The sequence below is a fragment of the Sphingopyxis sp. Root1497 genome (assembly GCF_001427085.1).
Taxonomy (GTDB): Bacteria; Pseudomonadota; Alphaproteobacteria; order Sphingomonadales; family Sphingomonadaceae; genus Sphingopyxis.
The window spans coordinates 373040-388742 of the sequence record NZ_LMGF01000003.1; the positions used below are offsets into that span (position 1 = coordinate 373040).

The 15703-nt window shown below is 63.8% G+C and carries 12 protein-coding genes, 1 tRNA gene and 2 rRNA genes (1 of these 15 only partly in view); 8 read left to right on the forward strand and 7 right to left on the reverse strand.

The features are described from left to right. The first annotated feature begins 15 nt into the window (after window positions 1-15). The 5 genes from ASD67_RS05315 (at window position 16) to ASD67_RS05335 (ending at window position 6377) form a co-directional block, all read left to right on the forward strand. Entirely contained in the window at window positions 16-1467 is a 1452-nt protein-coding gene (locus tag ASD67_RS05315) for a metallophosphoesterase (protein WP_443028009.1), read from the forward strand. Between the two features lies 1 nt (window position 1468). Then, window positions 1469-2488, forward strand: coding sequence for a phytase (locus ASD67_RS05320; protein ID WP_056344415.1), 1020 nt, complete (start codon window positions 1469-1471; stop codon window positions 2486-2488). A gap of 153 nt (window positions 2489-2641) precedes the next feature. Beyond that, window positions 2642-4234: a bifunctional phosphoribosylaminoimidazolecarboxamide formyltransferase/IMP cyclohydrolase gene (gene purH, locus ASD67_RS05325; RefSeq protein WP_056344417.1), complete on the forward strand. Its 1593-nt coding sequence runs from the start codon at window positions 2642-2644 to the stop codon at window positions 4232-4234. Window positions 4235-4412: 178 nt separating this feature from the next. After that, window positions 4413-5066 (forward strand): YqaA family protein, encoded by a 654-nt coding sequence (locus ASD67_RS05330; protein ID WP_056347043.1) that lies wholly within the window; start codon window positions 4413-4415, stop codon window positions 5064-5066. Between the two features lie 75 nt (window positions 5067-5141). Beyond that, complete coding sequence (locus tag ASD67_RS05335; RefSeq protein ID WP_056344419.1) at window positions 5142-6377, forward strand: NAD(P)/FAD-dependent oxidoreductase; 1236 nt, start codon at window positions 5142-5144, stop codon at window positions 6375-6377. A 6-nt stretch (window positions 6378-6383) separates the two neighbouring features. Here ASD67_RS05335 and ASD67_RS05340 read toward each other — a convergent pair whose 3' ends face one another. Both ASD67_RS05340 and hppD read right to left on the reverse strand, forming a co-directional pair. Continuing rightward, on the reverse strand, window positions 6384-6929 hold the full coding sequence (locus tag ASD67_RS05340) for a VOC family protein (RefSeq protein WP_056344422.1): 546 nt from the start codon (window positions 6927-6929) through the stop codon (window positions 6384-6386). Then, window positions 6926-8014 (reverse strand): 4-hydroxyphenylpyruvate dioxygenase, encoded by a 1089-nt coding sequence (gene hppD, locus ASD67_RS05345; RefSeq protein WP_056344425.1) that lies wholly within the window; start codon window positions 8012-8014, stop codon window positions 6926-6928. Before hppD ends, ASD67_RS05340 begins: the two co-directional genes overlap by 4 nt. 212 nt (window positions 8015-8226) lie before the next feature. Between hppD and ASD67_RS05350 the strand changes: the two genes are divergently transcribed. Further along, window positions 8227-8424 (forward strand): hypothetical protein, encoded by a 198-nt coding sequence (locus ASD67_RS05350; protein ID WP_056344428.1) that lies wholly within the window; start codon window positions 8227-8229, stop codon window positions 8422-8424. A gap of 40 nt (window positions 8425-8464) precedes the next feature. After that, a complete protein-coding gene (locus ASD67_RS05355) occupies window positions 8465-9343 on the forward strand; it encodes a hypothetical protein (protein ID WP_156377578.1) in 879 nt (292 codons plus the stop codon). On the opposite strand, the gene ASD67_RS05360 is transcribed toward ASD67_RS05355, so the two are convergent. After that, the gene (locus ASD67_RS05360; protein ID WP_056344434.1) at window positions 9340-11211 is read right to left on the reverse strand and encodes an ABC-F family ATP-binding cassette domain-containing protein; all 1872 of its coding nucleotides are present in this window, start codon (window positions 11209-11211) and stop codon (window positions 9340-9342) included. The two genes, ASD67_RS05355 and ASD67_RS05360, sit on opposite strands and share 4 nt — an antisense overlap. A gap of 80 nt (window positions 11212-11291) precedes the next feature. Here ASD67_RS05360 and ASD67_RS05365 point away from each other — a divergent pair, with 80 nt between their 5' ends. Further along, on the forward strand, window positions 11292-11717 hold the full coding sequence (locus tag ASD67_RS05365) for a VOC family protein (RefSeq protein WP_056344437.1): 426 nt from the start codon (window positions 11292-11294) through the stop codon (window positions 11715-11717). A gap of 6 nt (window positions 11718-11723) precedes the next feature. On the opposite strand, the gene map is transcribed toward ASD67_RS05365, so the two are convergent. The 4 genes from map to ASD67_RS05385 form a co-directional block, all read right to left on the reverse strand. Beyond that, window positions 11724-12551 carry a type I methionyl aminopeptidase gene (gene map, locus ASD67_RS05370; RefSeq protein WP_056344440.1) on the reverse strand — a complete coding sequence of 276 codons (828 nt, stop codon included), beginning with the start codon at window positions 12549-12551 and terminating at the stop codon, window positions 11724-11726. A gap of 107 nt (window positions 12552-12658) precedes the next feature. Continuing rightward, window positions 12659-12735, reverse strand: a tRNA-Met gene (locus ASD67_RS05375). Between the two features lie 110 nt (window positions 12736-12845). After that, window positions 12846-12960 (reverse strand): 5S ribosomal RNA (gene rrf / locus ASD67_RS05380). A gap of 116 nt (window positions 12961-13076) precedes the next feature. Then, window positions 13077-15703: ribosomal RNA gene (locus ASD67_RS05385) — 23S ribosomal RNA — on the reverse strand; it runs 167 nt beyond the window's last position.

Below are 15703 nucleotides of genomic sequence, written 5' to 3' on the forward strand. Positions count from 1 at the left end.
GGGCACGGGGAAGACATGATGACGACCAAGCGGAGCTTCGCCCTGTCGCTGCTCGCGGCGACGCTGCTGGCAGGGACGGCGGCGGCCGCCGAACCCGCGACGACCGGCTTCGCGATCGTCACGCGGACGGAGGATGGCCAGCCCATCCCCCGTTCGGCGGGTCTTCCCTATGCCCCCAAAAATCTTGCCGACCGCATCGTCCTCACGCCCGGGGCCGACCCGGCGCGTGAGATGGCGGTCGCCTTTCGCACCGACACCGCGCAGGCCGAGGCGCAGGCCCAGCTCGCGGTGTCGGTCGACGGCCCGACGCTCGAGGAAAAGGCAAAGCTGGTCGGCGGCACGTCGATGCCGGTCGACAGCAGCTATGGCCGCGCGCTCTATCACCAGATCCGCTTCGAGGGACTGACCCCCGATACCGCGTACAGCTACCGGGTGAAGGGCGCCGCCGGCTGGAGCGAATGGTATCAGTTCCGCACCGCCGCCGCCGCCGACAAGCCCTTTCGCTTCCTCTATCTCGGCGATGTCCAGAACGGCATATTGACCTATGCCAGCCGCGTGATCCGCCAGGCGTTTCACGCCAATGGCGACATCCGCCTCGTCGTCCATGCCGGCGACCTCGTCGGCCAGCGCGACGACCTCGACCATGACGACGAATGGGGCGAGTGGAACCAGGCGGGCGGCTATAATTATGCGATCGTCCCGCAGGTGCCGGCGACCGGCAACCATGAATATGTCGACGACATCCGGCCCGACGGCAGTGAAAGCCGCAAGCTCGGCCCCTATTGGCCGGCGCAGTTCGCGCTGCCCCGGAACGGGGTGAAGCCGGTCGAAGCGACGACTTATTACACCGACTATCAGGGGGTGCGCTTCATCGTCCTCGACGGCACCGCGGCGATCGACCTCGGGTCGATGCAGGCGCAGACCGACTGGCTCGACCGGACGCTCGCCGCGTCGAAGGCGAACTGGAACGTCGTGCTGTTCCACCAGCCGGTGTTCACCTGCGCCCGCCCCAACGACACGGCCGAGATCAAGGCGGCGTGGAAGCCGGTGTTCGAAAAGCGCAAGGTCGACCTGGTGCTGCAGGGCCACGACCATTGCTACAGCCGCCTGACCGGCGAGGCGGGCCGCGAGGCAAGCGCCAAGGCTCGCGCCGACGGCATGATCCAGGGGCCGGTCTATCTGGTCTCGGTGACGGGCTCGAAGATGTACAAGCTCAACGACCGCACGCCTTGGCAACCCGACAAGGTCGCCGAGGCGACCGAACTCTACCAGATCGTCGACGTCGCGCCGAAGACGATCAAGTTCCGCACCTTCACCGCGTCGGGCAAGCTGTACGACGGCTTCGATCTGACACGCACCGACAAGGGCAATCGCCTGGCCGAAATCACCGAACCGACGCTCGCCACGCGCCGGTGTTCGGGCGAGGTCGGGCCGGACGGCGGCGTCTGCGTCGCATCGGGGAAATGACATGACCAAGACCCTAAAACTCTTCGCCACCCTCGGCCTCGCAACGGCGCTCGCCGGCTGCGGCGCCAAGGAACCCGTCTTTTTCGGCCTCCCGCCCGTCCCCGTCGCCGCGACCGGCGAGACCGATCCGGTCGGCACCGGCAAGGCCGATGCCGCCGACGATCCGGCGATCTGGGTCGATCCCGCCAACCCGAACCGCGCGCTGATCATCGCCACCGACAAGAAGGCGGGCATCCACGTCTATGACCTGACCGGCAAGGATATCGCCTTCATCAAGGGCGGGCTGGTCAACAATGTCGACGTCGTCGGCAACATCGTCGCGGCGAGCGACCGCAACGACGGCGTCAACGCGCATATCGCGCTGTTCCGGATCGATCCCGCCACCACAGGTCTGACCGCGCTCGGCCGCGCCGCGGCAGGCACCGGCGAGGCCTATGGCTTCTGCCTGAAAAAAACCGCGCCGGGCGAACCGCTGACCGCTGCGCTGATCATCAAGGACGGCACGGTGCGCGTCGGGACGCTGGCCGTCGACGGCGCCGCGCCGCGCTTTACCGCGCAATGGGAGCACAAGATCCCGACCCAGTCCGAAGGCTGCGTCTTCGACAGCGATACGCTGTACGTCGGCGAAGAGGATGCCGGCATCTGGCGGCTTACCGCCAATGGCGCGGGCGTCGACGCCAAGATGGTCGCGCCGGTCGACAACCAGCGCCTCGTCGCCGACGTCGAGGGCCTTGCGACGATCGACCATAAGGGCCAGCGCTACCTGCTCGCGTCGAGCCAGGGCGACAACGCCTATGCGGTCTTCAAGCTGCCGAGCATGGACTATGTCGGCCGCTTCGCGGTGACCGCCGGCAAATATGGCGCGACCAGCGACACCGACGGCATCGAGGCGGTCGCGGGCCATTTCGGCCCCGCCTATCCCGATGGCCTCTTCCTCGCGCAGGACGGCGACAACGCCCCCAGGGCGCAGAATTTCAAACTGCTGCGCTGGGACCAGATCGCGGCGGCGCTGGGAATCTGATATCCGTCGCCCCCGCGAAGGCGGGGGCCGCAAGAGGTCTAGCGCAAGGTTGCCAGCGGCCCCCGCCTTCGCGGGGGCGACGACGCTTGCCCTAACGTCCCTTGGCGCCTAGGGGGGCCGCGTCTTTCCCATCCTGCAAAGGCCGCCTTCCCCATGACCGACCTGATTCCCGTCCGCCGCGCCCTGCTGTCCGTCAGCGACAAGGCGGAGCTCGCCGAGCTTGCCGCCGCGCTCGTCCGCCACGGGGTCGAGCTGGTGTCGACCGGCGGCACCGCCAAGGCGCTGCGCGAAGCGGGGCACGAGGTGCTCGACGTCTCCGACCTCACCGGTTTTCCCGAGATGATGGACGGCCGCGTCAAGACGCTGCACCCGACCGTCCATGGCGGCATCCTCGCGGTGCGCGACGATGCGGCGCATGTCGCGTCGATGGAGACGCACGGGATCGGCGCGATCGATCTGGTCGTCGTCAACCTCTACCCCTTCCTCCAGACCGTGATGAGCGGCGCCGACCGCGATACGATCATCGAGAATATCGACATCGGCGGCCCCGCGATGGTGCGCTCGTCGGCGAAGAACCACGCCTTCGTCGGCATCGTCACCGAGCCCGAGGATTATGCCGCACTGATCGCGGAAATGGACGCCAACAATGGCGCGACCACATTGGCGCTGCGCAAGCGCCTCGCCGCCACCGCCTTTGCGCACACCGCGACCTATGACGGCATGATCGCGCAATGGTTCGCTTTCGCCGACCAGGGCAAATTCTTCCCCGACACGCTGCCGCTGACCGCCAAGCTGTCGACCGAGCTGCGTTACGGCGAGAATCCGCACCAGAAGGCGGCGCTCTATCTGCCCGCCGGCCCCGCCGGGCGCGGCATCGCGCAGGCGCAACAGGTTCAGGGCAAGGAACTCAGCTACAACAATATCAACGACGCCGACGCCGCGCTCGAACTGGTCGCCGAATTCCGCGAGGCCGATCCGACCTGCGTGATCGTCAAGCACGCCAACCCCTGCGGCGTCGCCACGGCAGCCACCATCGCCGAGGCCTATGACGCGGCGCTGAAATGCGACGATGTGTCGGCCTTCGGCGGCATCATCGCGGTCAACCGCCCGCTCGACGGCGCGACGGCCGAGGCGATCAGCGGGATTTTCACCGAGGTGGTCTGCGCCCCCGACGCCGACGCCGACGCGCGCGCGGTGTTCGCGAAGAAGAAGAACCTGCGCCTGCTGCTGACCGGCGAACTGCCCGACCCGGCGCGCGGCGGCATCATGATGAAGACGATCGCCGGCGGCTGGCTGGCGCAGAGCCGCGACAATGGCCGTATCACCCGCGCCGACCTGAAAATCGTCACCGACCGTGCGCCGACCGAGGAAGAGCTGACCGACGCGCTGTTCGCCTGGACGATCGCCAAGCATGTGAAGTCGAACGCGATCGTTTACGCCAAGGGCGGATCGACCGCGGGCATCGGCGCGGGGCAGATGAACCGCCGCGACAGCGCGCGCATTGCCGCGGTCAAGGCGCGCGAGGCGGCCGAGAGCCATGGCTGGGCCGAAGCCCGCACGGTCGGCAGCGCGGTGGCGAGCGACGCCTTTTTCCCCTTCGCCGACGGGTTGCTGGCGGCGGTCGAGGCGGGTGCGACCTGCGTCATCCAGCCCGGCGGCTCGATCCGCGACGACGAGGTCATCGCGGCGGCGAACGCGGCGGGGCTGGCGATGGTGTTCACCGGGATGCGGCATTTCAGGCATTGATGGAATGTTCCCCGGCGAAAGCCGGGGTCCATGAGGGCAAGGTTGGGCTAGCAATCTGGGCCCCGGCTTTCGCCGGGGAACAGCATCTCGACTTCGCCCCGGCCCACCGCCATAGGTACGCTCGCGCGAATTGTCGCATCAAAGGACCAGCATGACCGCCACCACCCATCGGCCCGGCCTGATCCATCGCATGTACAACTGGACGATGGAGAAATCAGCGCATCCGCACGCCGAGGCCTGGCTGGCGCTGGTCGCCTTTGTCGAGGCGAGCTTCTTCCCGATCCCGCCGCACCCGCTGCTCGGCCTGATGTGCCTCGCCAACCCGAAAAAGGCGGTGCGTTATGCGGTCATCTGCACCCTCGCCTCGGTCGCGGGCGGCATGTTCGGCTACGCGATCGGCTTCTTCCTCTATGAAAGCGTCGGGCTGTGGCTGCTTGGGGTGCTCGGGCTGACCGACGCCTTCCCGCCCGCCGCCTGTTACCTGCGCGAATTCGGCGCCGAAATTATCTTGATCAAAGGCGCGACGCCGATCCCGTTCAAGCTGCTGACGATCACCGCCGGCTTCATCCACATGAATTTCTGGACCTTCCTGTGGGCGAGCCTCGCCAGCCGGGCCTTTTCCTTCCTGCTGGTCGGCATATTGTTCCGGCTGTTCGGGGCGCCGATCAAGGCATTCATCGACAAATATCTGATCTGGGTCACCGGCGCCTTCCTGGTCGCGGTGGTCGCCGGGTTCCTGGCGATCGGCGCGCTGTCGGGCGACGGCAAGACCAAGGAAGCCGACAAATGCAGCGGCGCGACGCTGCAGAGCATGGGGCTCGACCGCAAATAGCGCAGGATCCGGCTGCAACCCCTTTGCACGCCGCGAATTGAACGAACGTCGCTCCTGTCGCGATAGGAGGATCTCATGTCGGCTCAAGTCTCGGTCACCCGTCATCGCGATCTGCGAACCGGTCAGTCGATCTGGTCGGCCCGGCGGCGGCCGACGATCCCGACGCAGAGTTTGAACCGGAATATCCGCTGCGACGTAGCGATCATCGGTGCCGGGATTTCGGGAGCGCTGATCGCCGAAACGCTGTCCGAGGCCGGACTTCAGGTCGTCGTGCTTGATCGCCGCCGTCCGCTGGACGGATCGACCGCCGCGTCGACCGCGATGCTGCAATATGAAATCGACACGCCGCTATCGCTCTTGTCCGAACAGATCGGCCGCGATCGCGCCGAACGTTTGTGGCGGCGGTCGCGCCAAGCCGTCGATGCCCTGCGCGAGCGAACCGAACGCCTCGGGCTGAAGGTCGACGCCGCGACGCGCGGGTCGATCTATCTGCATGGCAATGTCCTCGATCCAGAGGGCCTCGCGCGCGAGGCCGATGCCCGGCGGCGCGCGGGGTTCGAAATCGAGTTGCTGAAACCGGCCACAGTCCTTGATCGCTATGGCATCGCCGGGCGTCACGCCATCATAGGCTTCGGCAATTATTCGGCCGACCCGCGTCAGCTGGCGGCAGGATATCTGAACGTCGCAATCGGTCGCGGGGCACGGGTCTATAGCCCGGTCGACATTTGCGACGTCTCACCCAGCGACAGCCGCGTGACCCTGCAGAGCGCGGATGGACGCGAAATCCGGGCACGGTATCTGGTCGTCGCAGCGGGATACGAAATGATGAAAGGCATCCCGCGCAAGGGGAACCGGATCATCTCGAGCTGGTCGATTGCGACCAAGGCACAACCGCGCGCGATCTGGCCGACCGCAGCGATGATCTGGGAGGCCGCAGACCCTTATCTCTATATCCGCTCCACCCCGGCGGGCGAAGTCATCTGCGGCGGCGAGGATGAGGAAATCAGCGATGCCGAGGAACGGGATGCCAAACTGGCCGACAAGACCAGGACCCTTTCGCGCAAGCTGGGCGCACTGCTGCCGACAATCGATCCGACACCTGCCCATGCTTGGGCGGGCAGTTTCGGCGACAGCAGAACCGGCACCCCGACGATCGGTCGCATCCCGCGCATGCCAAACTGCTACGCCGCGATGGGCTATGGCGGCAATGGCATCACCTTTTCGATGATGGCCGCGCAGATGCTGCGCGGCATGATCTGCGGCGACGGCGACCCCGACGCCGATCTGGTCAGCTTCTCGCGGACGTTCTGATCGGGCCTACTCGTTCGCCGCCGTGTGCAGCCAATCCGCGTGGCGCGGGGCCTTCTTGGTCTGGCTCCATTCTTCGAGCATCAGCGGCGCGACGCGGCGCAGCTCGGCATATTGCTCGGCGGTGCCGATGTCGCACGCCAGTTCGACGCGGTGGCCGTTGGGGTCGAAGAAATAGATCGACTTGAAAATGCCGTGATGCGTGGGGCCGAGCACATCGACGCCCTCGCTCTCCAGATGCGCCTTGGCGGCGACCAGTTCGTCATAGCTGCCGACCTTGAACGCCAGATGCTGGACCCACGCCGGGGTGTTGGTGTCGCGTCCCATGTCGGGCTGGTTGGGCAGCTCGAAAAACGCCAGGATGTTGCCATTCCCCGCGTCGAGGAAGACGTGCATATAGGGGTCATATTCGCCGGTCGACGGCACATGATCCTCGGCAAAGGCGGTGGTGTAGGTCATGCCGAGCATACGCTCGTACCAGTCGACCGTCTGCTTGGCGTCCTTGCAGCGATAGGCGGCGTGGTGGACGCCGCCCAATTTGATCGGGCTGGTCATTCGGCCGGCTCCTCGACGGTCAGCGCGCCGCGGCGGATCTGGTCCATTTCCATCGATTTGAACAGCGCGGTAAAATTGCCCTCGCCGAACCCCTCGTCCTTTTTGCGCTGGATGAATTCGAAGAAGACCGGGCCGATCACCGTCTGGCCGAAAATCTGGAGCAGCAGGCGCGGGTCGCCGTCCTCGGTCGAGCCGTCGAGCAGGATGCCGCGCGATTGCAGACCCTCGACCGACTCGCCATGGCCGGGCAGGCGGCTTTCGAGCATCTCGTAATAGGTCGCGGGGGGTGCCGGCGCGAAGGGGTTGCCGAGCGCCTTGAGCTTGTCCCACGCGACGTAGAGATCGTCGCAGCTGAACGCGATATGCTGGATGCCCTCGCCATTATAAGCGCGCAGATATTCCTCGATCTGGCCCTTGCCGCCGGCGCCTTCCTCGTTGAGCGGGATGCGGATCTTGCCGTCGGGGGCGGTCATCGCCTTCGAGGTCAGCCCGGTATATTCGCCCTTGATGTCGAAATAGCGGATCTCGCGGAAGCCCGCGATGCGCTCGTAGAACGCCGCCCAATGCGCCATGCGGCCGCCATAGACATTGTGGGTGAGGTGATCGATCAGCTGCATACCCGCACCGACCGGATGGCGATCGACGCCGTCCTCATAGACGAAATCGATGTCGTAGATGCTGAGGTCGTCGCCGTAACGGTCGACCAGATAGATGATCGAGCCGCCGATGCCGCGGATCGCGGGCAGGCGGAGTTCCATCGGCCCCGGCATCACCTCGACCGGTTCGGCGCCGCGTGCGATCGCTTCCGAATAGGCCTTCGCCGCGTCGCGGACGCGCCAGCCCATGCCGCACGCCGACGGACCATGTTCGGCGGCGAAATAGGCGGCGGGCGATTTGGGCTGGTAATTGGCGATCAGGTTGATGCCGCCCTGGCGCCACAATTGCACGTCCTTCGAGCGGTGGCGCGCGATCAAGGTGAAGCCCATCGCCTGAAACACCGGTTCGAGCACGCCCTTTTCGGGCGCCGAAAATTCGACGAATTCGAAACCGTCGAGGCCCAGCGGATTGTCGAACAGGTCGGCCATGGTCATTCCTCATCTAGTTTCAATTGAAACTATTATGATGGAATACGGCCGCCGAGTCAATCGACATGCCGCATGCCGTGGCTGTGACCCGCCGCACTGAAGCGGGGGCCGAATCGGTCTATCTCCCATGTCGGTTCCAGTGTATCTGGGACGAGCGAGACTTGGGTCGCTTGTGGCGCCGGGCTGAACCCCGGCTTATTTGGAGACAGACCATGACCAAGAAACGCGAAACCGAAGTGTCGAAAGCCGGCGCGGTCGAACTGACCGAGGACGCGCTCGACAATGTCCAGGGCGCCAGCGGCGACTTCCACATCAAGTTCGACGGACCGTCCGCGGTGGCGAACAAATTTTCGCCCGCAACGAACATTACCCAGAAGGTCAACGTCGCGCCGGTGAAGACCGGCCCCTGACGCCCCCGCCGGCACCGCGACTATGGGCGACGAGGACAATATGACACGGCCATCGGCGCTCCGCTTCTGGCTCGCGATCGGCTGGCTGGCGCTCGTCGCGGGCTGGGCCTGGTGGGAATATAGCCATTTCAGCGGCCTCTACCGCTGGCTCGCCGAATGGCAGATCGCGAAATGGGGCGGGTATGAGCAGGTCTGGACCGCGCTCGTCCCCGCCTTCATCCTCGCGATCCCCGCGTTTCGCGTGCTCCGCGAGCGTGAATTGCTGAACCAGGCCTCGCTGATCGCGGGCGACGATCCGGTGCCGATCCTGCACCGGGTGCGTAGCGGCGTGCTGATCTGCGGCGTCATTCTCGCGCTCGTCGCGGGCGGTTCCTATCTATACTCGCAGACGCTCCCCGACCCGTCGGACCCGCCGGCGACGGTCGATCTCGCCGCGCTCGGCGGCGCGGCACCGCCGACAGGCTCGGCGATCTTTGCGCGCGCCGTCCCCGACACCGACCGCGCGCTGCAGATGGACGAGGCGTTCCGCTCGCGCTCGGCCGATATCGACCACCAGACCATCTATGTGCCCGTCGTCGCCGAAGGGGCCGCGAAGGACGCGCCGGTGCGTTTCTTCATCGACCGCGCGAGCTATGCCTTTGCCGACAGCGGCGAGGCGCCGCGCACCAACATCTTCCTCGCCGATCATATGCAGGGGGTGCTGGTCGAGAACGGCCTGCCCGCCGACGTCGTCGCGGCGTTCGAAAAGCAGGGCGTGGCGACCGCGTCGCCGCATTATCTGATGACCACCAATTCGGTCGGCGGGCGGCAAACCTATTATATCGTGACGGCGCTCGGCGGATTCATCGCGGTCATCCTGTTCCTGCTGGCGGCGATCCAGAGCGCCTCGATCGCCAGAGCGCGTCGGCGGACCGCCTAGGCGGTCTCGCGCTCCAGCGCCTCGCTCGCCTCGACCCAGCGCGCCTCGGCGGCTTGCTGCGCGGCGACGATCTTGCCGCGACGCTGCGACAATTCGCTCATCGTTAGCCCCTTATATTCGTTCGCCGCGCCTGCGGGATCGAACATCGCGCGGTCGATCGCGGTCAGCACGACCTCATATTTCGCCAGATCGGCCTCGGCGTCCGACACCGCCTTCTTGATCTTCGCCGCCGCTTCGCGCGCGGCAGCCGCCGCCTTGCGGTCTTCCTTGCGGTCGGCCTTCGACGCGCCGCGCTCCTTCTCGGACGATTTGCCGAGAATGAAGGCGACATAATCGTCCATGCTGCCGTCGAAATCACGCGCGGTGCCATTGTCGACGAGCACCAGCCGGTCGGCGGTGAGTTCGAGCATGTGGCGGTCGTGGCTGACGAGGATCACCGCGCCGTCGAAGCCGTTGAGCGCCTGCACCAGCGCCTCGCGCGCATCGACGTCGAGGTGGTTGGTCGGTTCGTCGAGGATCAGCATATGCGGCGCGTCGCGCGTGATCAGCGCCAGTGCCAGCCGCGCGCGCTCGCCGCCCGACAGCTTCGCCACCTGCGTCGTCGCCTTGTTGCCCGAGAAACCGAAGCGCCCGAGTTGCGCGCGCACCGCGCCCTGCGTCTTGCCCTCCATCACCCGCGTCATATGTTCGAGCGGGGTGTCGCCGCCGTCGAGTTCCTCGACCTGGTACTGGGTGAAATAGCCGACGCGCATCTTGCCCGTCGCCGCCATTTCGCCGTCCATCGGCGTCAGCTGCGCCGCGAGCAGCCGCGCCAGCGTCGTCTTGCCATTGCCGTTGCGGCCGAGCAGCGCGATGCGGTCGTCGGGGTCGATGCGCAGGTTGAGCCGCTGCAGGATCGGCTTGCCCGGGGTGTAGCCGACGCTCGCGAGGTCGAGCGTGATCAGCGGCGGGCGCAGCTCGTCGGGGCTGGGGAAATCGAACGCCAGGCTCGGATCTTCGGACAGCGCCGCGATCGGCTGCATCCGCGCGAGCTGCTTGGCGCGCGACTGCGCCTGTTTCGCGGTCGAGGCGCGGGCGCTGTTGCGTGCGACATAATCCTGCAGCTTGGCGCGCTGGGCATCCTGCGCCGCCTTTGCCGCCGCGAGCTGCGCCGCGCGTTCGGCGCGCTGGCGCTCGAAATCGTCGTAACCGCCTGGATAGAGCGTCACCTTGCCGCCCTCGAGATGCAGGATATGGTCGACGACATTGTTGAGCAGGTCGCGTTCGTGGCTGATCACGACGAGCTGGCCGGGATAGGATTTGAGGAAGGATTCAAGCCACATCGTCGCTTCGAGGTCGAGGTGGTTCGACGGTTCGTCGAGCAGCAGCAGGTCGGGGTTCGAAAAGAGCAAAGCGGCGAGCGCGACGCGCATCTTCCACCCGCCCGAGAAGCTGTCGAGCGGCTGACCCTGCATCGCCTCGTCGAACCCCAGCCCGATCAGGATGCGCGCGGCGCGCGCCGGCGCGGTGTAGGCGTCGATCGCGATCAGCCGCTCGTGGATGTCACCGAGCCGGTCGGGGTCGGTCACCGTCTCCGATGCTTCGAGCAGTTCGGCGCGTTCGGTGTCGGCGGCGAGCACCGTGTCGAAGGGCGTCGCGGTGCCGCTCGGCGCTTCCTGCGCGATATAGCCGAGGCGCGTCTTGCGCGGCATTTCGATGCCACCCTCGTCGGCCTCGAGCTGGCCGATCATCACCTTCATCAGCGTCGATTTGCCGGCGCCGTTGCGCCCGATCAGCCCGGTCCGGCTCTTGCCCGGCAGGCTCGCGGTCGCGCGGTCGAGAATGGCACGCCCGCCAAGGCGCACGGTGAGGCTACTGATCGTCAACATGGGCGCGCGCGTAGCATGTTGCGGCGCACAACCCAAGGGGCGGGGTGGCTTTCCGGGCAGGTCTGCGGCAAAACCGCAGCATGACCGACCTCGCCCCGTTCCACATCGCCTTCCCGGTCGACGACCTCGACGCCGCGCGCCATTTCTATGGGCGGATTCTCGGTTGCCCCGAGGGGCGCAGCGACCCCGACTGGATCGACTTCAACCTCTATGGCCATCAGATCGTCGCGCACCGCGTCGATGCGAAGCGCGCGGGCGTCGCGGGGCATAATCCGGTCGACGGCCACGCCGTGCCGGTACCGCATTTCGGTGTCGTCCTGCCCCCCGCCGAATGGCACGCTCTCGCCGACCGGTTGCGGGCGCATGGGGTGACCTTCGTGATCGAACCGCACACGCGGTTCGCGGGCCAGCCCGGCGAGCAGTCGACGATGTTTTTTTGCGATCCCGCCGGAAATGCGCTGGAATTCAAGGCGTTCGCCGACCTCGGCCAGCTCTTCGCCAAATAGGCGGACTCACCGATAGGGTGGGTGATTCAGCCCCTTGGGGCTCTGCGTGAAGATCTCGGGCCCGGTTTCGGTGATGCCGATCGAATGTTCAAACTGCGCCGACAGCGACCGGTCGCGGGTCACCGCGGTCCAGTCATCGTCGAGGATCTTCACCCCCGGCTTGCCGATATTGATCATCGGCTCGATCGTGAAGATCATGCCGGGGCGCAGTTCGGGTCCGGTGCCGGGGCGACCATAATGATGCACGTCGGGTTCGTCGTGATAGACGAGACCGACGCCGTGGCCGACGAAGTCGCGCACCACCGAATAGCGATGTTTTTCGGCATGGCGCTGGATCGCATGGCCGATGTCGCCAAGCCGGTTACCGGGAACCGCCGCCTCGATGCCGAGCATCAGACACTCATAGGTCACGTCGACCAGCCGTTTCGCCTTCAGCGGCACGTCGCCGACGAGGAACATGCGGCTGGTGTCGCCGTGCCAGCCATCGACGACCGCGGTCAGGTCGATGTTCAATATGTCGCCTTCGCTCAGCGCCTTGTCGCCGGGAATGCCGTGGCACACGACATGGTTGACCGAGATGCAGCTCGCGTGCCGATAGCCCTGGTAACCGATGTTGATCGGCACCGCGCCGGCGGCAACGATCGCGTCGCGCGCAAAATCATCGAGCGCGGCGGTGCTGACTCCGGCCACCACCAGCGGCACCAGCGCGTCGAGCGTCTCCGCCGCGATCCGCCCCGCGCGGCGCATGCCGGCAAAGGCATCGGGGCCGTGCAGCTTGATCGCGCCGGTGCGCGTGCGCGGCGTGGTGGCGGTGACGTCGAGATAGGTGGTCATGGGTGCAAAATAGGTCCTTTGGGCCGCATTTTCCAGCGATCGCGACCCGCAGCGCGGTCTCTCGCCGCTGCCGGACACAAAAAAACCCGCCAGAAGGCGGGTCTTGTTGGTTGCGGGAGTAGGATTTGAACCTACGACCTTCAGGTTATGAGCCTGACGAGCTACCGGGCTGCTCCATCCCGCGCCACCAATATGCGGCTTCTGAGCCGCAAAACAGCAAAAGGCCGGCATCGCTGCCGGCCTTTGAACTTGTGAATGGGTTTTTCCGTTTTTCGACCATACGCCGGCTGCAATGCCTGGCGACGTCCTACTCTTCCAGGGCTTGAGCCATAGTACCATCGGCGCTGTCAGGTTTCACGTCCGAGTTCGAGATGGGATCGGGTGGGTCACTGACGCCATGGTCACCAAGCAATGAAGCCGGCGTAGGTCAAAAAGGGTTTCAATCGATGCCCGTGCAATATGGACTGTTTTACAATCATCCACGTCGCGGACAATCCTACAGGACTGTCGTTGATGGTGGGACTCTTAAGTGCGAATAGAGCAATTAGTATCGGTTAGCTCCACACGTTACCGCGCTTCTACATCCGATCTATCAACGTGGTGGTCTTCCACGGCTCTATGAAATCTTATCTTGAGGGAGGCTTCCCGCTTAGATGCTTTCAGCGGTTATCCCGTCCATACATAGCTACCCTGCTGCGCTCCTGGCGGAACGACAGGTACACCAGAGGTATGTTCAACCCGGTCCTCTCGTACTAGGGTCAACTCCTCTCAAATTTCGACGCCCACGGCAGATAGGGACCAAACTGTCTCACGACGTTCTGAACCCAGCTCACGTACCACTTTAATTGGCGAACAGCCAAACCCTTGGGACCTGCTCCAGCCCCAGGATGTGATGAGCCGACATCGAGGTGCCAAACGATTCCGTCGATATGAGCTCTTGGGAATCATCAGCCTGTTATCCCCGGCGTACCTTTTATCCGTTGAGCGATGGCCCTTCCACTCGGGACCACCGGATCACTATGACCGACTTTCGTCTCTGCTCGACTCGTCAGTCTCGCAGTCAGGCAGGCTTATGCCATTGCACTCTAACAGACGGTTTCCAACCGTCCTGAGCCTACCATCGCGCGCCTCCGTTACTCTTTAGGAGGCGACCGCCCCAGTCAAACTACCCGCCACAGAGGGTCCCTGATCCAGTTTCATGGATCGAGGTTAGACATCAGAAAACAACAGGGTGGTATTTCACATTGTGGCTCCACATCGGCTGGCGCCAATGCTTCAAAGCCTCCCACCTATTCTACACAGTTCTTTCCTAATGCCACTCTGAAGCTGCAGTAAAGGTGCACGGGGTCTTTCCGTCTAACCGCGGGTACTCCGCATCTTCACGGAGAATTCAATTTCGCTGAGCATCTCCTGGAGACAGTGGGGAAGTCGTTACGCCATTCGTGCAGGTCGGAACTTACCCGACAAGGAATTTCGCTACCTTAGGACCGTTATAGTTACGGCCGCCGTTTACCTGGGCTTCATTTCGCAGCTTGCACCACTCCACTTAACCTTCAGGCACCGGGCAGGCGTCAGGCCCTATACGTCGTCTTGAAGCCGACTTAGCAGAGCCCTGTGTTTTTGCTAAACAGTCGCTACCCCCTGGCCTGTGCCCCCCACAACTGGTTGCCCAGATGTGGGGCCTCCTTCTTCCGAAGGTACGGAGGCAATTTGCCGAGTTCCTTCAGGAGACTTCTCTCAAGCGCCTTGGTATACTCTACCATCCCACCTGTGTCGGTTTAGGGTACGGTCTATAATGGAGGGGCTATTTCCTGGAACCTCTTCAAAGCCTGACCAATCCAATAAGGTCAGACAATTTACGAGATCCGTCACACACCTCCAGGCCCACGAATATTAACGTGGTTCCCATCGACTACCCCCTTCGGGCTCGTCTTAGGGGCCGGCTTACCCTGCTCAGATTAGCTTTAAGCAGGAACCCTTGGGATTTCGGCGAGAGGGCATCTCACCCTCTTTATCGCTACTCATGTCAGCATTCGCACTTCCGATACCTCCACGACCCATTACCAGATCGCTTCATCAGCCTACGGAACGCTCCGCTACCGCGTGTAGTAAACTACACACCCTAAGCTTCGGTGCACGTCTTGAGCCCCGTTACATTTTCGCCGCAGGAACCCTTATTTAGACCAGTGAGCTGTTACGCTTTCTTTAAAGGATGGCTGCTTCTAAGCCAACCTCCTGGTTGTTTTGGGATTCCCACATGCTTTACCACTTAGACGTGACTTGGGGACCTTAGCTGTAGGTCAGGGCTGTTTCCCTTTTGACGACGGACCTTAGCACCCGCCGTCTGTCTGCCAGATATTACTCATGGGTATTCGGAGTTTGGTTAGAATTGGTAGATCTCGCGACCCCCGCATCCATCCAGTGCTCTACCCCCCATGGTATTCGTCTGACGCTCTACCTCAATAGATTTCGCGGAGAACCAGCTATTTCCCGGTTTGATTGGCCTTTCACCCCTAAACACAACTCATCCGACAATTTTTCAACATTGAACGGTTCGGCCCTCCAGTGCGTGTTACCGCACCTTCAGCCTGGTCATGCCTAGATCACCGGGTTTCGGGTCTAATGCAACAAACTCAGTCGCCCTATTCAGACTCGCTTTCGCTGCGCCTACACCTAACGGCTTAAGCTTGCTTGTTACACTAAGTCACTGACCCATTATGCAAGAGGTACGCTGTCAGGTCTCAAGGACCCTCCAACTGCTTGTAGGCGTTCGGTTTCAGGTACTGTTTCACTCCCCTCATCGGGGTGCTTTTCACCTTTCCCTCACGGTACTAGTTCACTATCGGTCATACAGGAGTACTTAGGCTTAGAGGGTGGTCCCCCTACGTTCAGACAGGGTTTCACGTGCCCCGCCCTACTCGAATCCTTTGACATCACTTTCGCATACGGGGCTGTCACCCACTATGGCGCTCCTTTCCAGAAGCTTCTGCTAGTTGAATCAAAGGCATTGGCCTGGTCCGCGTTCGCTCGCCACTACTAACGGAGTCTCTGTTGATGTCCTTTCCTCCGGGTACTGAGATGTTTCAGTTCCCCGGGTTCGCTTCACCAAAGCTATGTATTCACTTCGGTGATACCCTTCCCATTTAACCTTC